Origin of the sequence: Siccirubricoccus deserti, assembly GCF_014283215.1 — a bacterium.
In the GTDB taxonomy this organism is placed as follows: Bacteria; Pseudomonadota; Alphaproteobacteria; order Acetobacterales; family Acetobacteraceae; genus Siccirubricoccus; species Siccirubricoccus deserti.
This window is the reverse complement of record NZ_JACOMF010000002.1, coordinates 304,842-331,043: the sequence shown is the minus strand read 5'-3', so window position 1 is coordinate 331,043 and position 26,202 is coordinate 304,842. Positions and strand designations below refer to the sequence as shown.

Below are 26,202 nucleotides of genomic sequence, written 5' to 3'. Positions count from 1 at the left end.
CGATGCCTGTGTCGGCCGCGCTGAGCACCGTCCGCGGCGCCAGCGTGTCGATGGTGTTGGCGGCACCTTCAAGCGAAGTGGCGAAGCGGCTGGCACCTGCGATCCGCGCCACATCGATGCTGGTACCGGCGGCCTGGGCGATGCTGCCGTTGCTGGTCCCGGTGGCGGTGCCGGCATAGAGTTCGAGTTGCGCTGCCACGCCGCGCAGGGCCAGGTCGCCGCTGATGGCGATGTTGCCGGCCAGCCGGGAGTTGTCCTCGCCCGCGACGCCGGCGAGGGTCGTGTCGCCGCCGCCGATCGGCGCGTAGGTGGCGCTGCCGGCGACCGCCGCATCGATGCTGCGGCCGATCCGCAGCACGCCGCCGCCGGTCGAGAGCCGCGCCAGGGTCGCGGCGCCGATCTCGCCATCCGCGGCGACGCCGGCGGTGCCGAGGGCCAGCGCCGTGCCGGCGGTGCGCGGCAGCAGCTCAATGGTGCCGTCGCTGACCGAGACCGCGCCGGTGAAGTCGAGCAGCCGGTCGGCGACCAGCGTCACCCGGCCGCCCGCCGCATTCAGCGCGATGCCGTCATGCGCCACCAGCAGGCTCTGCCCGGCCGCCTGGCGGATGGTCACCACATTGCTTGGCAGGGCGCCGTCGCCGACCGCCCGGTCGATGGTCAGCCGGATGCCGGCGCCGCTGGCAAGGCCGGTGGTGTCGCCGATCGCGCCGATCCGGTTGTCGGCCCCCAGCCAGACCGTGGCCGGCGAGAGATCGGCCGCGCTGGCGCGGTCCGCGGTGCGGATGGTGGCGGCGAGGTTGGCCACCGTCAGCCCGGCGCCCGGCAGCCCGGCCAGCAGCGCCCCGCGCTGCTCGAAGCCATGGGCGCTGAGCACCTCCAGGGTGGTGGCGCGGCCGGTCAGGTCGATCGCCTGCTGGCCCTGCACCACAAGCCCGGTGCTGGCGGCGCGGGCATCGAGGCTGCTCAGCCCGCCGATCCGCAGCAGGCCGGCCGAGACCTGCGCCAGCTCCGCCTGGGTCAGCGACAGCGCGCTGCCGGCGGCAGGCTCGGCGCCCACCGCGCCGCTGACGCCGCCGCCCAGCAGCACCGCCTGGCCGGCGGTGACCGGCTGCAGCACCACCCGGCGCGCCGCACCGGCGGTCAGCGCCGCATTCACCGCAAGGTCATCCGCCCGCAGGGTGATGTCGCCGGCGCCGCCGGTGGTGATGGCGCCGTTGATCGCCAGCGCCGCGGTGCCGGCCAGCGGCGCGCCATCCGCATCCAGCGCCGGCGGCAGCACCGGGGTGGTGCCAGCGGCCGCCAGTGTCCCATCCGCCGTGCCAGCCCGGCCGCCAACCCGCAACGTCACATCGCCCACGGCAGAAATGCCCGAGAGGCTGTTGACCTCTCCATCCACCCGCAGCGCGCCGGTGCTGGTGACAGCCGCCGCCGCGCCAACTTCATTCACCACATTCAGCGGCGCCAACCCGGCGCCGATCGAATCAAGCCCGACCGCGCCGCCGGCCGCGACCACCAGCCGCTCCACATTCAGCCGCGTGCCATCCATCTGGCTGACCGCGCCGGCGGATTGCAGCACCAGCGACCGCACATTGGCGTTGGCGTATTCCGTGGCGCTGCCCGGCGCGTCGCGCAGGTCGACATTGCCGGTGATGGTGAGCGCGCCGCTGCCACCCTGGTCGGTGCCAGCGCCGGTCGCCGCCCGGCCGACCGAGAGCGTTCCCGCCACGATCCGCCGCAGGGTTGCGCTGTCGAGGTTGAGCGCCCCGGCATCGGTGCCGCCGAGCACCACCGCGCGGCTGCGATCCAAGGTTGAGGGCGCGATCTCCACCAGCCCGCCCGGCGTCCGCAGCACGGTGTCCGGCGAGGCGGCCGAGGTTGCCAGGGTCAGGCTGTCCGCCAGCAGGGTGATGCGGCCGCCGCTGCGGGTCAGCTCCACACCGATCCGGCCCTCATCCGCGGTGCCATTGCCGTTCTGCACCACCATGGCGGTGCCGGCGGCCTGGCGGATGGTGACGATGTTGTTGCCGATGCCGCCTGGCGGCACTACGGCGGCCAGGTTGTCCGGCACCGCCAGCTGAATGGTCCGGGTCAGCAGCCGCGCGTCGTCACTGCCCAAGGTGCCGATGCGGTTGCGGGCGCCGAGCCAGATATGGGCGGCGCTGTCGTCGCCGCCGGCGCGCTGTGCCGCATCCACCCGCGCCACCAGCGCATCCACGCCGAGCGCGCCGGCCTCCAGCCCTGCCAGGGTGAAGGCGCTGCCATCCGGCGGCGTGCCCGGCAGGGTGAGGAACACGCCGGTTTGGCCGATGGAGGTGGCGCTGCGCAGCTCCAGCACCCCGGCGATGGCGCCGCCGCCGCGGGCGCTGCGGAAGTCGATCGCCTGCTCGCGCTGCTCGATGGCGCCGGCCGAGGCGCCGCTGCCGCCGGCATCGCCGGCGATGCCGCCGATCCGCAGCACGCCATTGCTGCCGAGCACGATGCGGTCGGGGTTGTACAGCTCCGCCAGGGTGGCGGGGTCGATCGGGCTGCGCGTCAGCTCCATGCGGGAGAGATGCATCACCCCGGCATCGGTCTGCACCGCCTGGCCAATCAGGATAGCCCGGCTCGGCGTCACCGGCTGCAGCTGGATCAGCCCGCCGATCGCGCTGAGCGGCGCACGGATGTCGAGGTCGTCGGCACGGAGCGTGATGGTACGGCCGGCGCCCACGGTGATGCCGGCGCCGAGCGGTGTCTCGGCGGGGCTGGCCAGCCCCTCCGGGCTGCCGAGGCCGCCGCCGAGCGCACGGCCGCCGCGGCCGCCGATGCGCAGTTGCAACCCGGCGCCGTTGCGGATGGTGACATCGCCGCCGGCCACCAGGTCGCGCACCATGCCGATGGCATTGCCGCTGCTGTCCAGCACCACATCTCCGCCGATCCGGCCGGACAGGCTGGTGACGCTGATGGCGCCCGATTGCGTCAGGTCGCCGGTGGCGATGACACGCAGGCCACGGCTGATGTTCAGCCCGGCGATGGTGACGTCGCCGCCGGTCTGCAGGGTGAACTCGCCCGGCAGCAGCGTGCCGCCGGCCGGCAGATTCGCTGCCGTGCCGCTGGTGTCGATCAGGTCGATCTCGGCCGAGGAGAGAAACAGCCCCGTCCCAGCCGGCCGCGCGCCGTCATGCAAGGTCGCGGTGCCGCCACCCGGTGGCGCGATCACCACCTGCCCGCCCGAGGCCTGGATGCCGGCGCGGATGTCGAGGTCGTCGGCGCGGATCGTGATGGCCGGCGCGCCATTGGCGTAGGCGAAGTAGAGGTTGGGGTTCGGGTCGGCCTCGGTCGGCAGCAGATCGGGGATCGGCGTGCCGTTGGCATCGGTCAGGATGAACAGCGCAGTCGCCGGGGCGACGGCCATGGTGCCGGCGATGACCAGGGCGCGTTCGGTATCGGCCACCGGCGCCGTGCCCGTGCCACCCGGCGCGAGAATGCCGCCGCCATTGCCGCTGTTCAGCAGCGTGGCGAGGGTCAGCGTGCTACCGCCGGCCGTCATGCCGAACGCCGAGAGGCCGATGCCGATTGGCGTGGACAGCATCGGGACGACCGCATGGATCTCGTTCGTCGCGGCATCCAGGATCGTGCTGCCCGTGGACTCGGTCGAAAGGCGCCCGGTCAGGATGCGCCCGCCGCTTTGGCTGATGCCGCCGGCGGTCACCTGCAGCTTCACTTGGCTGGTATCGCTGCGCACCGCGCTGCCCGGCCCGGCTTCCAGCACCGAGCCGAAGGCCGGCGGCGCGGTGAGGTTGGCGCCGAGATCGATGGCGGCGGCGCCGAGCAGGATGCTGCCCTCACGCAGGCTGGCGCGCTGCTGCCCGGAGCCATCCGGCGAGATGGAGGGGGTGGCGACCGAGACCTCGGTCGCCACGCTCAGCGCCCTTGTGGTGACCAGATGGAAGACCGCATCCGCCGCGGTGGCCGCCGCCGTTCCGGCGCGGAAGGACGCCGCCGGCCCAACCTCATCGGCGATGGCGCCGCGTGGCGCCAGCCGGTCAATGCGGTTGGTCGTTGCATCGAGCCTTGTGGAGAAGCGTGATTCGCCGGCCAGATCGGCAACGTTCAACGTGCCGGCGGTCTGGCTGATGGTCCCGGTCGCGCTGCCCTCGACGCCCGAATACAGCTCCAGCAGGCGCACGCGGTTGGCGTCGCTGCCGTCGCGCAGGGTCACATCGCCGGCCAGGGTAATGTCGCCGCCGGTGCGTGCCCCGGCGCCGCCCGCCTCGGCGACGCCGATGGCGAAGTTGCCGGGCCAGGAGAGGTTGCCGGTGACTGCCGGATCGGTCGAGCGGCCGAAGCGCAAGATGTCGATCGCGCCGCCAATGCTGCCGATCCGCGCCAGCTCGGCGGTGGTGAGCGAGAGCGTGCCGGCGGTGAAACCGCCCAGGGTGACGCCGCGCCCCGCGGTCGCCGGCAGGATTTCCACCGTACCGGATGCCGCCGAGACCAGCCCCGAGGGGATATCGAGCACATCCGTCGCCAGGGTGATGCGGCTGCCCGCCCCGCCCAGCGCGACGACATCGCCCCGCACCTGCACGCCATTGTCGAGGATACCGCTGCCGAGTCCGTCGAGCGCCGCATCCGCCGCCCGCGCCTGGCGCAGCACGAAGACGCCGGGGGTGCCGATCCCGCCCACGGTGATGCCGGCGATACCGCCGTCGCGGGTGTTCTCGGCCAGCGCGGCGATGCGGTTGTCGGCGCCGAGCCAGAGGGAATCTCCGGCCACGGCGGTGAGCGTCTGCACCCGCAGATAGCCGCGAGCATCGGTGCCGGCATCCGGCCCGTTACCCTCGGTCTCCGCGGCGATGGCGCCACTGCGGCCGCGCTGCTGGATGCTGCCCTGGGCCACCAGGGTCAGCGTATCCGGCCGGCCCTGCCCAATCTCCAGCCCGGCGCCGGCGCTGCCGACGCCGGTGATGAAGTCGATGTTGTCGCCGTATTGCCGGATGCTGCCCGCCACCGGCTGCACGGCGCCGCTGATCGGCGTGCCGTCGCCGAGGGTGCCGAGCAGGGTGCTGCTGTCGGGGGCCCGGCCGATAATCAATGTGCCGGCCCGGATCGAATCCATCAGCTCGGCGGCGCCGAGTTCCAGCTCGTTGCTGCCGGCGGCGGTGCCGGTGCGGCCGAGCGCGATGTGCCGACCGGCGGTGTGCGGCGCCAGGGCGACGATGCCATCCGGCGCCAGCAGCACGGCATTGAGCTGCATGTCATCGGCCAGCAGGGTGATCGCGCCGCCGCCGAGGCCGATGCTGCCATTGCCGGCGCTGCCTGCGCCGACGCCGACCGAGATCTGGCCGGAAACCGCCAGGCTGTCGCTGCCGGTGCGCAGCGCGAAGACCGCATCGGCAGCGATGGCAGCGGCGGTGCCGGCGCGGAAGCCGATGCCTGTGTCGGCCGCGCTGAGCACCGTCCGCGGCGCCAGCGTGTCGATGGTGTTGGCGGCACCTTCAAGCGAAGTGGCGAAGCGGCTGGCACCTGCGATCCGCGCCACATCGATGCTGGTACCGGCGGCCTGGGCGATGCTGCCGTTGCTGGTCCCGGTGGCGGTGCCGGCATAGAGTTCGAGTTGCGCTGCCACGCCGCGCAGGGCCAGGTCGCCGCTGATGGCGATGTTGCCGGCCAGCCGGGAGTTGTCCTCGCCCGCGACGCCGGCGAGGGTCGTGTCGCCGCCGCCGATCGGCGCGTAGGTGGCGCTGCCGGCGACCGCCGCATCGATGCTGCGGCCGATCCGCAGCACGCCGCCGCCGGTCGAGAGCCGCGCCAGGGTCGCGGCGCCGATCTCGCCATCCGCGGCGACGCCGGCGGTGCCGAGGGCCAGCGCCGTGCCGGCGGTGCGCGGCAGCAGCTCAATGGTGCCGTCGCTGACCGAGACCGCGCCGGTGAAGTCGAGCAGCCGGTCGGCGACCAGCGTCACCCGGCCGCCCGCCGCATTCAGCGCGATGCCGTCATGCGCCACCAGCAGGCTCTGCCCGGCCGCCTGGCGGATGGTCACCACATTGCTTGGCAGGGCGCCGTCGCCGACCGCCCGGTCGATGGTCAGCCGGATGCCGGCGCCGCTGGCAAGGCCGGTGGTGTCGCCGATCGCGCCGATCCGGTTGTCGGCCCCCAGCCAGACCGTGGCCGGCGAGAGATCGGCCGCGCTGGCGCGGTCCGCGGTGCGGATGGTGGCGGCGAGGTTGGCCACCGTCAGCCCGGCGCCCGGCAGCCCGGCCAGCAGCGCCCCGCGCTGCTCGAAGCCATGGGCGCTGAGCACCTCCAGGGTGGTGGCGCGGCCGGTCAGGTCGATCGCCTGCTGGCCCTGCACCACAAGCCCGGTGCTGGCGGCGCGGGCATCGAGGCTGCTCAGCCCGCCGATCCGCAGCAGGCCGGCCGAGACCTGCGCCAGCTCCGCCTGGGTCAGCGACAGCGCGCTGCCGGCGGCAGGCTCGGCGCCCACCGCGCCGCTGACGCCGCCGCCCAGCAGCACCGCCTGGCCGGCGGTGACCGGCTGCAGCACCACCCGGCGCGCCGCACCGGCGGTCAGCGCCGCATTCACCGCAAGGTCATCCGCCCGCAGGGTGATGTCGCCGGCGCCGCCGGTGGTGATGGCGCCGTTGATCGCCAGCGCCGCGGTGCCGGCCAGCGGCGCGCCATCCGCATCCAGCGCCGGCGGCAGCACCGGGGTGGTGCCAGCGGCCGCCAGTGTCCCATCCGCCGTGCCAGCCCGGCCGCCAACCCGCAACGTCACATCGCCCACGGCAGAAATGCCCGAGAGGCTGAAGGCGCCGCTGCTGCCGGCCGCCGTCACGCTGGTCGCGGTGCCGGTGATGCTGTTGATGACGTTCACCGAATCCAGCACGAAGCTGCCGCCGGCGGTGCCGGCCAGCTGCTCCACATTCAGCCGCGTGCCGTCCTGCTGCGATACCGCGCCGCCCGAGGCCAGCACCAGCCGCCGCGCCCGGACGTTGCCGTATTCGCTGGGGGTGCCCGGCGCATCGCGCAGGTCGACATCGCCGCGCACCGTCAGCGCGCCGCTGTCGGCGCGGCCGGTCACCAGCGTCCCGGCGCCGATGCCCGAGGCGAAGCGGGTGTCGATCAGTCCGATTTCGGTACTGTCCAGCGTCAGCGCACCGGCGTTGGTCGAGCCCGTGGCACCACCCAGGACCACCTGCCGTGGCGTGGCGCCGCCCAGCGTATGCGGCGCGATCTCCACCGTGCCGCCCGGCGTGCGCAGCACGAAGCCGTCCGGCGAGGTGGTGGCATCCAGCACTAGGTCATCGGCCAGCAGTCGCAGGACCTGCCCCGGGGCCTGCACCGTGACGGTGCCGCCGCTGTCCACCTCGGTGCCGGCCCGCACCAGCCCCGCCACGGTCAGGGAGGCGCTGGTCGTCCGCAGCCGGAAATCGCCGCCGGCCATGGAGCCGAGCCGTGCCGGGTTGCCGCCCGGAAAGGCGGTGGCGTCAAGCCCGGCGGTGGCGCCGGCGCCCAGCAGCCGGCCGACGACATTGCCGAGGCCGCCGGTGAAATTCTCCAGCGCGACAGTGCCACCGGCACGGGCGATGAGCTGGGTCGCCTGGATCCGGCCGGTGCCGGACTGGCTGACGTCGCCGTCCAGCGCCACCAGCGCCACCGTGCCGCGCGGCGCGGCCGAGAGGGCAGTCAGGCTGCCCGCGGTCTGGCTGATGTCGCCGAGATGGGTCAGCACCACCACGTCGCCAGTGCTGGCGCTGATGCTGTTGGAGAGGGCGATGCCGCCGGAGACGCCGCCGAGGCCGGCCTCCAGCCGCGCCAGCGTGCCGGCGCTGATGGTGCCGCTGTTGTCGATGCTGGTACCGGCGAGCAGAAGCGCCTGCGTGCCCGCATCGATGCTGCCGGAGTTATCGATGCTGGTACCGGCGGATAGCCGCGCCTGCGCTCCGGCATCGATGCCGCCGGAGTTGCCGATACTGGTGCCGGCGGACAGCAGCGCATTCGCGTCGGCACCGATGGTGCCGGAGTTGCCGATGGAGCCGGCGGCGGTCAGCACCGCATCGACCCCAGCCAGGATGGCGCTGGCATGAGCGATGCTGCCGGTCAGGGTGGTCAGCGATGCCGTGCCGCCAGCGGTGATGCTGCCCTGGGCGTCAATATCGCGGGTCAGGCCGCTGATCAGCGCGGTCTGCTCGTTCAGCACGATATTGCCGCCAGCCGCCAGGCTGCTGGCGCTGCCGAGGCTGATCGCCGGGGAGCCGCCGGCAATGCTGCCATCCACCGTGCCGGTGACGCCTGCGGTGATGTCGACCCGGGCCTCCAGGCTGCCGGTGACCAGCAGCCTGCCATCGGTCGCGGTCAGGACGATGCTGTGGCCGGTGCTGGCGTCAAGCCTGCCGTCCACCGTCAGCGTCGTGCCGGTGAGGCTGATGCTCCCGGCGGCAAGCGACTCATCCTGCGCCCGCAGCGTCGCATTGGCGCTGACCGTCACCGCGCCGTCGGACACCACCGTCAGGTCGCCGCCGCCGGCCTGCACCAGCCCCGCATCCGTGCCATTGCCGAACTGGATGTCACCGGCCGACCGCAGCAGCACATTGGCACTGGCGTTCGCAGTGGCGGCGATACCGCCGAGCACGGTCAGCCCATTCGCGGTCACCAGCCGCACATCGCCGGCGGCGGCGGTGATGCCCAGGGTGCCGACCGTCTCGATGCGGTTCACCGCAGCATCGGCGAGGGTGCGGTCCAGCGCGAAGCCGCTGGCCGCCACCGCGTTCACCGCGGCCGTGGCGCCGGTGATCGTCGCCACATCCAGCACGCCGCCGGATTGCGTCACCTGCCGGCCGCGCAGGTCGAGCGCCGCGGCATGGCCACGCACGGTGAAGTCGCCGGCGACATCGATGATGCCGGCGGTGAAGCTGCCGGCCGCGGTGCCGCTGGCGCCGATGCGCAGCAGCCCGGTGCCGGCGGCGATCCGCGCTAGCTCCGCATCGGTCACCGAGAAGGTGCCGGCCGCGCTGCCGCCCAAGGTGACATCGGTCCCGGCGGTGTGCGGCAGCAAGGTGACCGTGGTGAGGTTGGCGCCAGCGCCCTTGAGCGCCGCGTTAAGCTCAAGGTCATTGGCCCGCAGGGTGATGCCGGCCGGCGTTGCCAGCGTGCCCGCCTGCACCACCCCATCCACCGTCAGCAGCGCCGCGGTGCTGGTCAACGCCACATCGCCGCCGGCGCGCAGGCCGAAGCCTGGTGCCTGCGTGCTGTCGACGATGGCGTCGACTGCATTGGCCTCGGTCAGGGTGATGCTGCCGCCGCTGCCGGTGCCGGCGATGGCGGCGAGGTTCGCCACCGTCAGCGTCGCCCCGCTCACTTGGTCGATGCTGCCGCCGGCGACCAGTTCCAGCGTGTTGGCGGTGGAGGTGTAGGCGCCGCCGAGGGTGATGCCGCCGGTGCCGGTGGCGCTGATCACCAGCCGCGATGCCGTCACCTGGCCGAGCGTCGCGGCCGAGAGCTGCAGCGCGCCGGCGATCGCCGTGCCGGCGATCTCCACCCCTGTGTCCGCTGAAGTGGGCGCGATCTGCACCGTGCCGGTGGCGCCTGCGCTGATGCCTGCGGTGGCGCCGAGCGTATCGGTGGTCAGCGTGATGAGGTTGGCGGCATCGGCTGCGGTGAAGCCGACCGCCTTGCTGACGGTGATGCCCGGGCCGGTCAGCGCGATGGTCGAGCCGGCGCCGGCGCTGATGCCGGCGCCGGCGGCGTCGACCTCGAAGGCAGTACGGGAGAACAGCGCGACCCCGCCGGTGCCGGCGGTGGCGCCGACGGCGGTGAAGCTGTTGCCGGTGCCGCTATCGTTGGCGGTCGAGAGATCAACCGAGGTGGCGGCATCGGCCCGCAGCGTCGCCGCGGTGACGGCGCCGCTGGCGCCTTGGGTGATGCTGCCGGCGGTGGCATCGAGGCTCACGGTCTGGCCGCTGGCGCTGACCGCGCCGGTCAGGGTCAGCGACGGGCCGATGAGCGAGATGCCGCCGGCACCCGACGTCACCCCGCCGCTCGTCACCGTCATCCCGCTGCGCGAGAGGACCGCGATGCCGCCACTGGTGGTGCTGGCGGTGAGGCTGTCGATGGCGTTGCCGGACAGGGCGTCGTTCGCGGTGGCGAGGGAAATGCCGGTGACGGCACCCGCATCCAGCGTCCCGGCGGTGATGGCGGCGTCGGCAAGCTGGCTGATATCGCCCGTGGTCGCCCGCAGCGTCACGGTCTGGCCACTGGCCGAGACCACATCCTCGAGGCTGAGCGAGGTGCCGGTCAGCGCCACCGCGCCGGTCGCGGTGACGCCGCCGCTGCCGACGGTGAGCGCACCGCGCGAGAAGACCGCGACCCCGCCGCCCGTAGCGTTGGCGGTGACCGTGCCGATCAGATTCCCGGTCACGGCGTTGTTCGCCGTCGCCAGGGCGATGCCGGCGGTGGCGCTGGCGTCCAGCGTGGCGGCGGTGATGGCGCCGGCGGCGAGCTGGCTGATGCCCCCGTCCGTCGCCCGCAGCGTCACGGTCTGGCCGCTGGCCGAAACCACATCCTCGAGGCTGAGCGAGGTGCCGGTCAGCGCCACCGCGCCGGTCGCGGTGACGCCGCCGCTGCCGACGGTGAGCGCATCGCGCGAGAAGACCGCGACCCCGCCGCCCGTGGCGTTGGCGGTGACCGTGCCGATCAGATTCCCGGTCACGGCGTTGTTCGCCGCCGCCAGGGCGATGCCGGCGGTGGCGCTGGCATCCAGCGTGGCGGCAATGATGGCGCCGGCGTTGCCCTGGCTGATGCCGCCGGCAGTGGCGGCCAGCGTCACCCCCTGGCCGCTGGCGTCAATGGCGCCGGTCAGGGTCAGCGAGGCGCCGGTCAGGGCCACGGCACCGCCTGCGCTCACGCCGCCGTCATTCACCGTCAGCGCCCGCAGGCTGGTCACCGTGACCGGCCCGGCGATGGCGCTGACCGCGCCGATGGTGTCGATGGTGTTGCTCGCCTCGCCCAGTACCAGCCCGCCCGCGCCGCTGACGGTGGCGCTGACCGTGCCGATGTTGAGCACGCTGCCCGTGGCCTGCGTCGCCGTGGTGCCGAGCAGGTCGAGCGTGCCGACCGTCGCATTGCCGAAGCCCGGGCCGGCATCACGGAAGTTCAGTGTGCCGTCCAGGGTGATGGCGGAGCCGCCAGGGGTGCCGATGCGCAGCGTGGGCGCGGTGATCCGGCCCAGCATCTCCGCGGAGAGATGGAGCGAGCCATCCGCCGGATCGGCGCCACCGAGCCGGATGGCGGCGGCCGCCACCGTTGGCGCCAGCGCGACCACGCCAGCCGCCGCATTGGCGGTGACCGCGGCGCCGAGGTCCATGGTATTGGCGGCTAGCGCAACATTGCCGCCCTGGATCGCCGCGGTGGTGGTGATCGATCTGGCGTCCGGCACGCTGATGGTGACGGTGGCGGTGTCCGGCGCGGTGACGGTGGCGCCGATCACCGTGTTGCCGGTCGCCGCCAGGGTGATGGCGCCGGCATCCGCCTGCAGCGTGCCGAGGCCGCTGGTGGTCAGGTCGCCGGCGCCGGTGGCGATGCGCAGCGTGCCGGTGCGTGCCCGTACCGCGCCCTCGATGGTGGTATCGGTGCCGGTGGCGGAGGAGAAGTTCAGGTCCACCGCGCCGGCGTCGATGCTGCCGGTGGCGGTGACGTCCAGCGTGCCGGTGGTGTCGGCGCGCAGCGTGCCGGCGATGGCGGAGACCGGCGCACTGATGGAAAGCGAGTCCGCCGCGGTCAGCGTCACACTGCCGTTGTGCACGGTGATGGCGCCGGCCACGGCGATGCCGGTGGCGGAGGTGAGAATGAGGCTGCCGGCCGCCGGGCCGCCGTCGACGCCAAGGGTGATGCCTGCGTTGACGAAGATGCCCGGCGTGGCGCCGGTGGTGCCCGTGGTGCGCAGCGTCAGGTCGCCGCCGAGCGGCTTGGTGACGGCGGCATCGACGGTGATGGTCTCGACCGCTTCCAGCACCAGATTGGCCGAGCTGGCCGCAATGTCGATGGCGCGAACATCGAGGTTGCCGCCCGGCGGCGCATCCCCGCCCGCCACATCGCCTTGCGAGCTGGCCGGCGGTGGCCCCTCGTCGCCAATGATGGTGATGCTGAGCGGGTCGAGCAGCAGCGTCCCTGCCCGCCCCGCCGGCGCCGTCAGGTCCACCTGCGTCGACAAGCTCGGGAAGCTGATGTTGCCGAGCGCCGAAACCTCGACGAAGCCGCCGTTGCCGCCCTGCGCGCCGCCGCGCGCCGAGGCGGTGCCGAGCATGCGGGTCTCGGTCGTGCTGTTGATCGCGATGGTGCCGCCAGTGCCATTGGCCGTGGCATCGGCAACCAGCCGCCCGCCCTGCTCCAGCACCGTTGTCGCGGCCATGGTCTGGTCCCGGCCGAAGCCGGTGGTACCGAGGCGGATGTCGCCACCGCCGGCGGTGCCGGACACATCGACCGTGCCGGTGGCGGCGACGGTAGCGGTTTCGCGCGCCTGCACCGTGACCGTGCCGCCGCGGGCGCCCCGACCGGTGCCACGGGCGGTGACCTTGCCCTGTACCCTTGCGTTTCGGGTGCGCGCGTTGCCGATCGCGACCGTGCCGCCGCCGGCGCCGCCCGAGGCATCCACCACCGTGCCGCGCGCCACCGTCGCGGTGCCGCTGGCGGCAATGGCGACGCTGCCGCCGCGCTGCCCGGCGCCGCCGACGGCGCTGACCTTGCCCTCCACCCGCACGCCGCCGCCCTGTGCCCGCAGCGCCACCTGGCCGGTACGCCCGGCCTCGGTCGCCGCCGAGACGGTGCCGGTGTTGCGGACCAGATCCTCCACCAGGCCGGACGCCGCATGGGCGCTGATGAGCACCGAGCCGCCGGCGGCCTCGATGGTGCCGGAATTGGTGACCAGCGCGGTGGTGCCGGCCGGCGTGCTGCGCACCGCCTGGGTGACGTCGATCGACAGCAACCCGTCGCCGGCGAGGTCGAGGCTGTAGGTCTCCGCCCCGGCCAGCGCCGCCCGGCCGAGCCGCGCCCGGATGACGCCGGAGTTGTGCACCCGCGGTCCGACCAGCGCGGCCAGCCCACGGTCGGCGACGGTGATGCTGCCGTGGTTCTCGACCGTCGCGCCGGGGTTCGGCGCGCCGTCGAACACCATCCGGCCGTTCATGAAATTCTGGTTGGTGATGTTGGCGGCCGAGGCGATCAGGCTGCCGACGTTCACCTGCGCGCCGCCGGCGAAGACCACGCCGGACTGGTTGACGATGGCGACGCCGCCATTGGCGGTGATCCGCCCGGCGATCAACGAGGGGTCGGAGCCGACCACCCGGTTCAGGGTCCAGGAGGAGGCGCTGGGCTGCTGGAAGGTGACGCTGTGCTGGCTGCCGACGTTGAATTGCTGCCAGTTGATGGCGGCGCGGTCGGTGGCCTGGTTGATCGTGGTGTTGGTCGCGGTCTGGCCGATGGTGGCGCTGCCGGCCACCACCTGCCCGCCGGTCGGCCGCGCATTCGGCGCCTGCGCCTGGGCGGCGCCGATCGCCGGCAGCAATGCCGTGGTGCCCAGCAGCCAGGCCCGGAGCGCGGTCGCCCGCGCCGGGGCCAGCCCAAGCTGCGCCACCCGGCCACGCCAGGATGCCCGCGCCTTCCTGCCCGTCGAGACCTTACCGGCCATCGGCCTACCCCTCGTTGCCCGGTGTCAGCCCGGGCGGAAAATCCTGAACGCCACGCACCGGCCGGTCAGAAGCGGACCAGCATGCGGAAGATGAGCGACGCCTCCTTCAGCGGGTCGGCGGCGAGCCCGTCCGGCCGCCGCACCTCGCGGCGGACGCCTTCCAGGTCGAATTGCACCGCGTCGCTGATCAGCAGCCGCACGCCCCCGCCCCAGGAGGAGAGCCGCTGGTTGGCGTCGTCGGGGCGGTTCTGCACGGCGCGGGCGATGTCGCGGAAGACGTAGAGCTGCGGGGCGAAGCGGTTGCTGCCGAGGGCGGGCTGGAAGGGCAGCTCGAAGCTGGTGTCGAACTGCAGCTCCACCGCCAGGCCCCAGGCGCTGTCGCCGGTCACCTGCCCGGCGTAGTAGCCGCGGCCGAGGCGGTTGCCGCCGAGATAGAATTTCTCCGCCTGCGGCAGGATGTCGTTGCTCCATTGCCCGGCGAACAGCGCCTGCACGCTGATCATCGCGCCGTCGTAGGGCGCGAACAGCGGCTGGTTGCGCTGGATCTCGCCGGAGATCTTCTGAAAACCGAAATCCTCGGCGCCGCTGCGGCCCGACAGGGGGTAGCCGTTGCGCGTCGCGCCAAGGCCGGTGACGCCCTGGTGCAGCCGGATGCTGCCATAGGTGGTGGCGGCCGGAAGCACCGGCAGCCAGGCTTCCAGCAGCTGGCCGTCGAAGCCGGCGCGGAAGGTGCGGATGGCGTCGCGGCTGGCACGGCTGCGGCCGCTGGTGCCGGTCTCCACCTCGCTGTCGAAGATGTCGAAGGCGCCGACGGCATAGAGGTTCAGCGGCCGGCTGCGGATGATCGGGTAGCTGAGCGAGATGCCGCCGACCTGGGTCTCGCCATAGTAGCCGATGGCCCGCAGCGAGCCGGACGGCCGGGTCTGCCCGGTGCCGGCATAGAGCCGCACCCTGAGGCCGGAGCCGCCGATGAAGCTCTCGATCGAGCCCTGGGTGAACCACTGGGTGCTGTTGGGAGCGCCGAACAGGGAGAGCTCGGTCCGCTCGCCGAAGCTGGTGAGCGAGTTGACGCCGGCGACGAACAGCCCCTGCCACGGACCGACTAGCTGGTAGCCGCGGTTGTCGACGTTGACGTAGCCCGAGACCGCCTTGCGCTCGACCTGCGCCACCAGCTGCAGCGCCCCGGGCTCGCTCTGCAGCGGCCGCAGCGTGCCGCGCACGGTCATGCCGGGGACGTCGGAAGCCAGCAGCAGCGCCCGCTCGATCGCGGCGCCGGTGACCGGACGCTGGCCGATCAGCCGGTTGAGGAAGCGCAGCACCTGGGTGCCGGCGGGGCCGATGTTGTCCGGGTCGCCTTCCAGCTTCACCTCCGCGATGAAGCCTTCGGTGACCACGAAATTCAGGTCGGCGAGGTCGGTGCCGGGCCGCCGCGTGACGCCGGCATTGACCGCGGCGAAGGGGTAGCCGCTGTCGCGGTAGACCCGGAGGATGCCGAGCCGCGCCTCCTCGATCCGCGCCAGCGGCACAGTGGCATCGGCCAGCCCGGCGAGGGCGCCGGCGAGTTGCGGCGCCGGCACCGCGTCATTGCCGGTGACGCGCACCTGACCGATATGGATCTGGGCGGCAGCGCCCGGCCCGGTCTGGCGGACCGGCTCCGGCCCCTCGATCCGCGGGGCGAGGCGCGGCGCCGCGGGCGGGGCGGCGAGATCGACCGGATTGCGCTGTGGTGGAATGATTTCAGAAGATGGCCTGACAGGCGCCGGCTGCGCCAACGTGGCAACCGGCCAAGCGCAGCAAACCACCAAGCCCAGGCGGGTCCACCACATCTAGTAACAACCTCGTTTCCTTGACGTCAGCGTTAACTATCTACATGCGAAACGTCAATCTGAGGTCGATATCCTGCCCTGCGGATTCTGCCTGTGGCTGCCTGGAAAAGCACAGGCCCGGGAACATCGGGGCCTGCGGAGGCGCGTCCTACCGCATCCCGGGCAGTCCCTGGCCTGCCAGCAGCCCGGTCACCCCCGGCCCTAGCCCCATCGCCTGCCGGGCGAAGCCGCGCTTCAGCGCCGGGATGCGGTCCACCGCGGCGATGCCGAGCCGCCGGGCGATCCGCACCGGCGCAAAATCATTGCCGAACAGCCGTTCCAGCGCATGCATGCCGGTCAGCATCAGCAATGTGTCCGGCCGCCGCCGCGCCTGGTAGCGCGCCAGCACCGTCGGCGCCCCTGGATCGGCGCCGGCATTCCAGGCAGCCGTCATCTCCTCCGCCAGCGCTGCCACGTCGCGGAATCCGAGGTTGAGTCCCTGCCCGGCGATCGGATGCACGCCATGCGCCGCGTCGCCGATCAGCGCCAGCCGCGTATCGGTCCAGCGCTCCACCTGCAGCGCCGAGAGCGGGTAGGACCAGCGCCGGCCGATCGGCCGGATCGCGCCCAGGTGGTCGCCCAGGCGGCGCGCCAGCTCCCGCCCGAAGGCGGCGTCGTCCAGCGCCAGCATCCGCCGGGCGATGACGGTGCGGTCGGCCCAGACGAAGGCCGAGGCATGCGGCCAGGCGGCGCTGCCGAAGCCGCCCGGCCCGGCGAGGGGAAGCTGCGCGAAGGGGCCATTGGGCAGGAATTGCTCCAGCGCGACATTCCCGTGCGGCCGTTCATGGGCGAAGGCGCCCACCATGCCGATCTGGTGGTAGTCGAGCACCGCCACCCGGATGCCGGCCTGGCGCCGCAGCGGGCTGTTGCGGCCTTCCGCCGCCACCACCAGTCGGGCGCGGAGCACCTGCCCGGTGGAGAGGCGGACCGTCGCCCCCTCCGCCTGCCGCTCCACCGTCGCGGTGGCGGGGGCGAAGACCTGCAGGTTTTCCATCGCCGGCAGCCGGGCGTTCAGCGCGACCCGCAGGCTGCGCGCCTCCACCATGTAGCCGAAGGGCTCCGGCCCCACCTCGTCGGCCCTGAAATGCAGCGAGAGGCGGGAGGCCGGCTCGCCCGGGCGGCCGTCGGCGACGCGGATGGCGGTGATCGGGCAAGGCTCGGCGGGCAGCCGGTCCCAGATGCCCGAGGCCTCCAGCAGCCGCTTCGAGGTCAGCGCAATGGCATAGGCGCGGCCGTCGAAATCCTGCAGTTCCATCGGCGGCAGCGGGGCGCTGTCCACCACCGCGGTGGGCAGGCCGGCGGCGGCCAGGGTGGCGGCGAGGGTCGCCCCCACCGGGCCGGCGCCGAGAATGCAGACGGCCAGTTCAGGGGGCTCGCTCATCGCCGCCTCCTCCCATCCTTGTGAGTGACAGTCCAGCCGCCGCCCGACTCCTGCCCATACATGCACATTTCGCAGGCAATTTGCCGCACGCGCGGCCGAATTCCGGCCCGGAAGCCGGGGATGCGCGTGGCACGAGATTTGAAGGCAGGTCTGGAGCCGGACATATGGAGGACACGGGCAGATGAAGCTGGTGATGGCATTCATCAAGCCCTTCAAGCTGGACGAGGTGCGCGAAGCGCTTACCCCGCTCGGCGTGCAGGGGCTGACGGTGACCGAGGTGAAGGGCTTCGGGCGCCAGAAGGGGCAGACGGAAATCTACCGTGGTGCCGAGTACCAGGTGAGCTTCCTGCCCAAGATCAAGATCGAGGTCGTGGTGCCGGACGAGCTGGTGGATTCGGTGATCGAGGCCGTCGCCAAGGCAGCCCGCACCGACAAGATCGGCGACGGCAAGATCTTCGTGCTGGACGTGGAGCGCGCGCTGCGCATCCGCACCGGCGAGACCGATTCGGCGGCGCTGTAGAGCGCGGTGGCCCGGCGCGACTGAACCGAATGCAAGAACGACACAGGGGATAGTGATGATAAGGAAGCCCGCCCGCGGCCTGGCCACCATGGCCGCTGCGCTGCCAGCCATGCTGTTCGCCGTGGCGCCCGCCATGGCGCAGGACGGCCCGCAGATCGACACCGGCGACACCGCCTGGATGCTGACCTCGACTGCCCTGGTGCTGCTGATGACGGTGCCCGGCCTGGCGCTGTTCTATGCCGGCATGGTGCGCAAGAAGAACGTGCTCGCCACCATGATGCAGAGCTTCTCGATCACCGCCATCGTCTCGGTGGTCTGGATGGTCGCCGGCTACAGCCTGGCCTTCGGCGAGGGCAATGCCTACATCGGCGACCTCTCCCGCATGTTCCTCGCGGGCCTCGGCGAGAGCTGGGACAAGCCCTTCGTCCTCGGCAGCGGTGACGGCGCCGTAGCCTTCACCATCCCCGAGACGGTCTTCCTGACCTTCCAGATGACCTTCGCCATCATCACCCCGGCCCTGATCACCGGCGCCTTCGCCGACCGGATGAAGTTCAGCGCCATGGTGGTCTTCACCGTGCTCTGGTCGCTGCTGGTCTACAGCCCGGTGGCGCACTGGGTGTGGCACCCGAACGGCTGGATCTTCGCCCTCGGCGCGCTCGACTTCGCCGGCGGCACGGTGGTGCACATCAACGCGGGCATCGCCGGCCTCGTCGCCGCCATCGTCCTCGGCAAGCGCCTCGGCTACGGCGCCGACAACATGTCGCCCTTCAACCTGGCGCTCGCCGTGATCGGCGCCAGCCTGCTCTGGGTCGGCTGGTTCGGCTTCAACGCCGGCTCCGCGGCCGGTGCGGGCGCCCGCGCCGGCATGGCGATGCTGGTGACGCAGATCGCCGCCGCCGCCGCCGCGCTCGGCTGGCTGTTCGCCGAGTGGGCAACCAAGGGCAAGCCCTCCGTCCTCGGCGCCATCTCCGGCGCGGTCGCCGGCCTCGTCGCCATCACCCCGGCCTCCGGCTTCGTGCTGCCGGTGCCGGCGCTGATCATCGGCGTGGTCGCGGGCCTCGCAGGCTTCTGGGGCGCCACCGCGCTGAAGCACCTGTGCGGCTATGACGACAGCCTCGATGCCTTCGGCGTCCATGGCGTCTGCGGCATCGTCGGCTCGCTGCTCGTCGGCGTCTTCGCCTTCGGCCCGCTCTCGGCCACCACCGCGGCACCGGAAGGCATCAGTGGCTCCTTCGACCAGTTCCTGATCCAGGTCTACGCCACCGTCGCGGTCATCGTCTTCACCGCCATCGGTACCTTCATCCTGCTGAAGATCACCGACGTGCTCGTCGGCCTCCGCGTCGCGGAGGAGGAGGAGCGCGAGGGTCTCGACGTCACCCAGCACGGCGAACGCCTGGCCTGAGCCCAACCGGGGGGAGGTCGCCAGGGTGGCCTCCCCTTTTCCACGCCACCAGACGTTCCGCTTTCGTTGAAATCCGACGCAACCGTCAGACCTGGAGAATCCGCTGCCATGTCCTTTCAACCAGGGCGCCTGTCGCGCGCCGTCGCCGGCCTCCGGACCGCCGTGTTCGCCGCCGCCGCCTTCGTCCTGCCGGCCCTGCCCGCCAGCGCGCAGACCAATATCGAGAGCCTCGGCCTTACCCTCATCGTCACCCCCACCGTCGCCAGCGACTACCTGTTCCGCGGCATCAGCCAGACCCGCAACACCTGGGCCGGCCAGGCCGCGGTCGATCTCCAGCACGACAGCGGCTTCTACATCGGCACCTTCGTCAGCAACGCCACCTTCCTTGCCGCGCCGTTCAACGACACCCGGATGGAAGTGGACGCGATGGCGGGCTACCGCTTCGATCTGGGCGGGGTGAGCCTTGACCTCGGCTACATCGGCTATTTCTATCCGGGCCAGAGCAAGCCGGACGGCACCCAGCTGAACGAGTATCATGAGGTCGCCCTGAAGGCGTCCTACACCTTCGAGCCCGTGAAGCTGCTGGCCGCCTTCAACTACTCGCCGAACTTCTTCGGCCGGTCGGGCAGCGGCTACTATGCCGAGGGCGGCGCCGACGTGAGCCTGCCCTTCGAGTTCACCGCCTCCGGCCGCATCGGCTACCAATGGATCGAGCGCAACCCGCGCTTCGGCACGCCGGACTACCTCTGGTACTCGATCGGCCTGTCGCGGGAGATCGTCGCCGGCGTGACCGCGACGCTCGCCTGGTACGGCACGAACATTGACAAGGGCGAATGCGTCCCGGTCACCGACCGGGCCGATGGCGGCCAGCGCATCTGCGCCGGCCGGGTGCTGTTCTCGGTCAGCAAGGTCTTCTGATCCAAAGCTGAATGGCGCCTCGGGGGACGCTGGCCGCAGGGCCGGCGCCCTTCTTGCGTCCGGGCGGGTTTGGCTCCCCACCCAACCATGCGCAATTTGCCGCGCCGCCAATCGGTTCCGGTGTATATCTGCGGCGAAACCTCAAGCCGACCGAGCCGCATGCCCCGCTCCGCCACCGATCGCCCTGTCCCGCTTTCCGGCGTCCGCCGCTTCGCCTCCCCCGCCGTCCGCGCCGCCATCCGGCGCCGGCTGTTCGAGTTGCTGGGCCTGGTCGCGGGCCTCGGCGGGTTGGCACTGCTGATCGCCCTGGCCAGCCACGACCCGGCCGACCCGTCGCTCTCCACCGCCACCACGCGGGCGCCCATGAACCTTGCCGGTCCGACCGGGGCGGTGGTCTCCGACGTGCTGGTGCAGGGCTTCGGCTGGGCCGCGGCGCTGCCGGGGGTGGCGCTGCTGGCCTGGGCCTGGCGGCTGGCGACGCATCGCGGCCTCGGCCTGTTCCCGGCCCGGCTGGCGGCGCTGCTGGCGGCGCTGCCGGCGATCGCCGCGACGCTGACCCTGTCGCCGCTGCCGGCGCCGCCCGGCACGCAGGCCGGGCTTGGCCCGGGCGGCGTGGCCGGCGGGATCGTCGGCGGCGCGGTGCTGGAGATGGCGGAGGCGGTGCTCGGCCCCTTCGGCCGGCTGATCGGCAACGGGCTGCTCGTCGCCGTGGCGCTGCTGCTGACTGTCGCCGCGCTTGGCCTCTCGCCCGGCGAATGGCTCGGCCTCGGCCGCGCGGCGCGGCGCGGCGCAGTCGGCGCGGCGCGGGTCGGGGGTGCCGGGGCGCGCCGCGCGGCCGGAGCCTTCGGCTGGCTGTTCGGCCGCATCCGCTTCCCCGCCCTGTGGCGGCGCCGCCAGCGGGCGGCACCGGGCGCCGATCTGGCCGCCGTGCTGCGCGCCGCCGATGCCGCGGCCGAGGGATCCGCCGCCGTGGTGCCGCGGCGAAGGACGGAACCACGCATTGCCCCGGTCCCCGGCGCCCCGCCGGCCAGCACCGAGCCGCGTGCCGCGGCCAAGCCGCCGAAGGTCGTCCCGCCCATCCCGCCCAAGCGCAGCGCCGCGGCGCAGCAGCAGACCCTCGACCTCGCCGACAGCCCCTGGCGGCTGCCGCCCATCACCCTGCTGGCGGAGCCACCGACCAAGCGCGTCGGCCGGCCGAGCGAGGAGGCGCTGCAGAACAACGCCCGGCTGCTGGAACAGGTGCTGGAGGATTACGGGGTGCGCGGCCGCATCGCCGCCATCAACCCAGGGCCGGTGGTCACGTTGTATGAGCTGGAGCCGGCGCCGGGCACCAAATCCGCCCGGGTCATCGGCCTGGCCGACGACATCGCCCGCAACATGCATGTCACCGCGGTGCGCATCGCCACCGTCCCCGGCCGCAACGTCATCGGCATCGAGCTGCCGAACGCCAAGCGGGAGACGGTCTACTTCAGCGAGATGATGGGCTCCGAGGATTGGATGCGGCATCCGGCCCGGCTGCCGCTGGCGCTCGGCAAGGACATCGGCGGCAACCCCGTCATCGCCGACCTGGCGCGCATGCCGCACCTGCTGATCGCCGGCACCACCGGCTCGGGCAAGTCGGTCGCCATCAACACCATGATCCTGTCGCTGCTCTGGCGCTTCAGCCCGGAGGAGTGCCGCTTCATCATGATCGACCCGAAGATGCTGGAGCTGTCGGTCTACGACCGCATCCCGCATCTGCTGGCGCCGGTGGTGACCGAGCCGCCCAAGGCGATCGGCGCGCTGAAATGGACGGTGCGCGAGATGGAGAAGCGCTACCGCTCCATGTCGCAGCTCGGCGTGCGCAATATCGGCGGCTACAACGAGAAGGTGACCGAGGCCCGCGCTCGCGGCGAGGTGCTGACCCGCAAGGTGCAGACCGGCTTCGACCCGGAAACCGGCAAGCCGGTGTTCGAGGAGCAGCCGCTCGCCCTCTCCCCGCTGCCGATGATTGTCGTCGTCATCGACGAGATGGCGGATCTGATGATCGTCGCCGGCAAGGAGATCGAGGCGGCGGTGCAGCGGCTGGCGCAGATGGCCCGCGCCGCCGGCATCCATGTGATCATGGCGACGCAACGGCCTTCGGTCGATGTCATCACCGGCACCATCAAGGCCAACTTCCCGACCCGCATCAGCTTCCAGGTGACCAGCAAGATCGACAGCCGCACCATCCTCGGCGAGATGGGCGCCGAGCAGCTGCTCGGCCAGGGCGACATGCTGCACATGGCCGGCGGCGGCCGCGTCGCCCGCGTGCACGGCCCCTTCGTCTCCGACGCCGAGGTGGAGAAGGTGGTGGAGTTCCTGCGCGAGCAGGGCGAGCCCGCCTACATCGAGGAAGTGACCGAGGCGCAGGAGGAGCTGGATGGCGGCGGCGAGGGCCTCTCCCTCTCCGGCATCGCCGCCGCCTCGGATGGCGAGAAGGGGCTGTTCGACCAGGCGGTGGCGCTGGTCTCCCGCGAGGGCAAGGCCAGCACCAGCTTCATCCAGCGCCATCTCAACATCGGCTACAACCGCGCCGCCAAGCTGATCGAGCAGATGGAGAAGGAAGGCGTGGTCGGCCCGGCCAACCATGTCGGCAAGCGAGAGGTGCTGACGCGGCGAACCTCGGACGACGAGGATTGACGCCAGGGCGGCGGGCCGGCCCAATCACGCCCCGCAAGGAGTTTCGCCGCATGCGAATTGTCACCGCCGCCGTGCTGCTCACCGCGCTGGCCCTGCCCGCCGCGGCGCAGGAGAAGCCGCTGTTCAAGCCGACCCGCGACGTCAGCGTCACCTACCGCATGACCAGCGGCCAGGGCGCCGGCGGCACGCATGAGATGCGGATGTCGTGGCTGGTCGCCGAGCAGAAGCTACGTGTCGACATGCCCGGCGGCGTGGGCTGGTCGCTGATGGATGAGGCGGCGCAGAAGATGTCCATGGTCCTGGAAGCCCAGCGCATGGTCATGGAAATGCCGATGCGGAGCAGCAGCGGCGGTCCGCTCATTCCCACCCGGCCGCCGGAGACGGCGCGCTTCTCGCGCGGCTCCACCGCCACCATCGCTGGCGTCCCCTGCACCAACTGGCGCTACGAGGACGGCGGCAACCGCGGCGAGGCCTGCATCACCGCCGACGGGGTGATGCTGCGCAGCCAGGGCAGCTATGAAGGCCACAGCGGCTCGATCGAGGCGACCCAGGTCACCTACGGCCCGCAGGATGCCGCGCGCTTCCGCCTGCCGCAGGGCTATCAGGCGATGCAGATGCCGGGTGGCGTGCCCGGCGGCGCCATGCCGGGTGGGCGGCCGGCGCGGTAGCGCAGGCATCAAGCCAGGAACACGCGCACGATCAGTGGGAGGGAGCCTTGCTCCCAATCTGCCAGAGCGGCTTCACGCTGCCAGGCGTATCCCCCTCCGCGATCCGCTTTATTGCGGCACGATGCCCGCCTTTCTCGCCGCCTCGCCCCATTTGGTCAGCTCCGCCTGGCAGAATTCACGCATCGCCTCCGGCGTGGAGGTGACGATCTCGGCGCCGAGGGCGCGATGGCGGCCGATCACATCCGGCCGCCGGAGCGCGGCGATGCAATCGGCGTTCAGCTTCGCCAGCACCGGCGCGGGAAGGCCGGCTGGGGCGATCACCATGCCCCAGGTCGAGGCCTCGAAGCCCGGCAGGAAGGCCTCGCCGATGGTCGGCACATCGGGCAGCTGCGGCGCCCGCTTCGCCCCCGTCGTCGCCAGCGCCTTCAGCGCGCCTGACTGGATGTGCGACAGGGCGGCTGGCACGGTGTCGAACATGATGTCGACGCGGCCGGCCATCAGGTCGGGATGCGCCGCGGTGCTGCCGCGATAGGGCACATAGGTCAGCTCGGCCCCAGTGAGCTGGCCGAACAGCACCGGCGCCAGCCGCACCACGCCGCCGGTTCCGGCGAAGGTGACGCCGGGGTTCTTCTTCGCATGCGCCACCAGCTCCGCCGGGGTGTTCGGCCCGAAGCCCTTCGCGGCGCAGAGCACCAGCGGGGTGGAGGTGGTCTGGGTGACGAAGCTGAAGTCGCGCATCGTGTCGTAGGGCAACTTGTAGTAGGCGGCGTTCACCGGATGCCCGACCGAGACCAGCGCCAGCGTGTGGCCGTCCGGCGCGCTGCGGGCCAGCGCCTCGGTGCCGATCACCCCATCGGCGCCGGCGCGGTTCTCCACCGGCACCGCTTGGCCCCAGGCGGCGGCCAGCGGCTCGGCCATCAGCCGGGCGGTGATGTCGGAGACGCCCCCGGGGGTATAGGGGACGATCAGCCGCACCGGCCGGTTCGGGAAGGCCTGGGCGCGGGCGCCGGAGGCGAGCAGCAGCGCATGCAGGGCCAGGGCGGTGCGGCGGGCGATGGGCATGGCGACTCCTCCGGGTGTTTTCTTGCGGCCAGTCTGCGCCAGTGCCGCAACGCCGCGCAAACCCTGCGGAATGGATTGACGCTGGTGGCGAAGGCGCCGCGGTGGCCGGTGGGCCGCCGCTCTCGCGAGGTATTGGCGCCTGGCGCGGCGATCCGGCGAAACCTCTTCGGGTCTGCCGGCTTCCGCCCCAGCCGCGGCCCCTTCGGCCGCGGCGGAAGGAACGTCAGCGATGACCAGCGACCACCTTGGCCAGCGGCCGCTTCCGCGCCGTGCCGCGCTTGCCCTCGGCGCCGCCGGGCTCGCGGCGCCGGCGCTCGCCCAGCCGGCCTGGCCGGCGCGGCCGGTTACCCTGGTCGTCGGCTTTCCGCCCGGCGGCCAGACCGACTTCGCCGCGCGCATCCTGCAACCCGGCCTGCAGGCAGCACTCGGCCAGGCCGTGGTCATCGACAACCGGGGCGGCGCCGGCGGCAACCTCGGGACCGAGCAGGTGCTGCGGGCACGGCCGGACGGCTACACGCTGCTGGTCGGCAACGCCAATCCGCTGGTCATCAACCCGCACACCATGCCGAGCATGAGCTTCAACCCGCTCGACCTGACGCCGATCGGGATGATGCTGACCAGCGGGCTGATCCTCTGCGTGCATCCCTCGGTGCCGGCGAGGACCGTGGGGGAGTTCGTCACCTGGGCGAAGACCCAGCAGCAGGGGGTGGATTACGGCTCGGCCAGCGCCGGCAGCCTCTCGCATGTGGCGATGGAGCTGTTCCGCGCCCGTGCCGGCCTGCCGGAGATGACACATGTGCCGTATCGCGGCAGCGGCCCGGCGATGCAGGATTTCATCGCCAACCGGTTCAGCGCGATGTTCGATGGCGCCAGCGTGGTCGCCCCCTTCCTCCAGGCCGGCCAGTTGCGCGGCATATTGGCGACCAGCGCTGAGCGAATCCCGGCCTTCGCCGACATTCCCGTGGGCAAGGAGCAGGGGCTGCCGGATTTCGAGGTGCAGGCCTGGATCGGGCTGTTCGGCCCGAGGGGCCTGCCGGAGGCGATCGTAACCCGCGCCAATGCCGCAGTGAACACGGCCAGCCAGGACGCCACCATCCGCGAGCGCATCACCAGCCGCGGCGACGAGCCGGGCGGGGGCACACCGGAACAGCTGGCGCAGATCATGCGCACCGACCACGCCCGCTGGGGCGAGGTGGTGCGGGCCAACAACATCCGGGCGGAGTAGGCGGCCGGTCCGGCTACTCCGGGACCGTCTCGCCGGAGCCGCCGGCCTCGGCCGGGAAATCCTTCAGCTTCGGCAGCCCGTCGCGCATCGGCAGCACGGTCTCGGCGTAGTTCACATGCACCGCCGGCACGAAGGGGAACGTCGGCAGGGTGGCGGCGAAGACATCGACCATCTTCAGCGACGGATGCACCGCCATCAGGTGGCCGCCGCAGAGCCGGCAATACTGCCGCCCGGTCATCGGCGTCTTGTGGTAGGTGGCGAGGTGCTCGGCGCCCTTCACCACCTCGACCGCCTCCGGCTGCCAGAGGCTGAAGGCGTTCACCGGGCCGCCGGACCAGGAACGGCAGGAGCGGCAATGGCAGTAGCCCATGACTTCCGGCGTGCCGGTGACGCGGATCTCAACGGCCCCGCAGAAGCAGCTTCCAGGATAAGAACCGGCCATTGCCCTCCCTCCCAATCTCGTTCTGGGCCCGATATTTGTATACCATTCAGGCGGATACAAGAGAATTCGCATCGGGCCGGGCTGCGGCGGCAGGGCCCCTGCTCCGCCGCCGCGCGCGGTTCGGCGGCCAGTGAACGCGCAACCGCTACCGCGGCGGCCAAGTCCCGCACCTGCAGCATTCTCGCCTTCTCGCCCGAGACCGGGATGGGTAGCGCGTCGAGGATGGGCGTGGCGACGGCGGCGGCCTGGCCGATGCCGGAACCCGCGCCGAGACCGAGGCCACCAGCCCCCTGATCAAAACACCGATGGGATCGTCGCCCAGGCCGACCCGATTGACCGGCAAGCCGCATCAGGGGCCGGTCGTGCCCGGGATCAACCAGCCGGAACGGGTTATCGGC

Annotated in this window: 11 protein-coding genes; 6 read left to right on the top strand and 5 right to left on the bottom strand. The window is 72.3% G+C overall.

Features of this window, described 5'->3' with window-relative positions; translation table 11 throughout:
- From H7965_RS03195 to H7965_RS03185, 3 genes are all read right to left on the bottom strand, one after another.
- Positions 1–13,660: filamentous hemagglutinin N-terminal domain-containing protein (locus H7965_RS03195; RefSeq protein ID WP_186769076.1), on the bottom strand; the 13,660-nt coding region annotated here is incomplete at its 3' end.
- 65 nt (positions 13,661–13,725) lie between these two features.
- Entirely contained in the window at positions 13,726–15,432 is a 1,707-nt protein-coding gene (locus H7965_RS03190; protein WP_186769075.1) for a ShlB/FhaC/HecB family hemolysin secretion/activation protein, read from the bottom strand.
- A 202-nt stretch (positions 15,433–15,634) separates the two neighbouring features.
- On the bottom strand, positions 15,635–16,906 hold the full coding sequence (locus H7965_RS03185; RefSeq protein WP_186769074.1) for a UbiH/UbiF/VisC/COQ6 family ubiquinone biosynthesis hydroxylase: 1,272 nt from the start codon (positions 16,904–16,906) through the stop codon (positions 15,635–15,637).
- A gap of 181 nt (positions 16,907–17,087) precedes the next feature.
- Here H7965_RS03185 and H7965_RS03180 point away from each other — a divergent pair, with 181 nt between their 5' ends.
- From H7965_RS03180 to H7965_RS03160, 5 genes are all read left to right on the top strand, one after another.
- The gene (locus H7965_RS03180; protein WP_186769073.1) at positions 17,088–17,426 is read left to right on the top strand and encodes a P-II family nitrogen regulator; all 339 of its coding nucleotides are present in this window, start codon (positions 17,088–17,090) and stop codon (positions 17,424–17,426) included.
- A gap of 55 nt (positions 17,427–17,481) precedes the next feature.
- Positions 17,482–18,828, top strand: coding sequence for an ammonium transporter (locus H7965_RS03175; RefSeq protein WP_186769072.1), 1,347 nt, complete (start codon positions 17,482–17,484; stop codon positions 18,826–18,828).
- Between the two features lie 108 nt (positions 18,829–18,936).
- Complete coding sequence (locus H7965_RS03170) at positions 18,937–19,746, top strand: TorF family putative porin (RefSeq protein WP_186769071.1); 810 nt, start codon at positions 18,937–18,939, stop codon at positions 19,744–19,746.
- 159 nt (positions 19,747–19,905) lie between these two features.
- Positions 19,906–22,407, top strand: a complete 2,502-nt coding sequence (locus H7965_RS03165; protein ID WP_186769070.1) for an FtsK/SpoIIIE family DNA translocase — start codon at positions 19,906–19,908, stop codon at positions 22,405–22,407.
- Positions 22,408–22,457: 50 nt separating this feature from the next.
- Positions 22,458–23,075, top strand: a complete 618-nt coding sequence (locus H7965_RS03160) for a DUF4412 domain-containing protein (RefSeq protein WP_186769069.1) — start codon at positions 22,458–22,460, stop codon at positions 23,073–23,075.
- Between the two features lie 108 nt (positions 23,076–23,183).
- Here the strand turns inward: H7965_RS03160 and H7965_RS03155 are convergent, their stop codons facing one another.
- On the bottom strand, positions 23,184–24,137 hold the full coding sequence (locus H7965_RS03155; RefSeq protein ID WP_186769068.1) for a tripartite tricarboxylate transporter substrate binding protein: 954 nt from the start codon (positions 24,135–24,137) through the stop codon (positions 23,184–23,186).
- 229 nt (positions 24,138–24,366) lie between these two features.
- Here H7965_RS03155 and H7965_RS03150 point away from each other — a divergent pair, with 229 nt between their 5' ends.
- Entirely contained in the window at positions 24,367–25,362 is a 996-nt protein-coding gene (locus H7965_RS03150) for a Bug family tripartite tricarboxylate transporter substrate binding protein (protein ID WP_186769067.1), read from the top strand.
- 13 nt (positions 25,363–25,375) lie between these two features.
- Here H7965_RS03150 and H7965_RS03145 read toward each other — a convergent pair whose 3' ends face one another.
- Positions 25,376–25,804, bottom strand: a complete 429-nt coding sequence (locus H7965_RS03145; protein WP_186769066.1) for a GFA family protein — start codon at positions 25,802–25,804, stop codon at positions 25,376–25,378.
- Between the last annotated feature and the right edge of the window lie 398 nt (positions 25,805–26,202).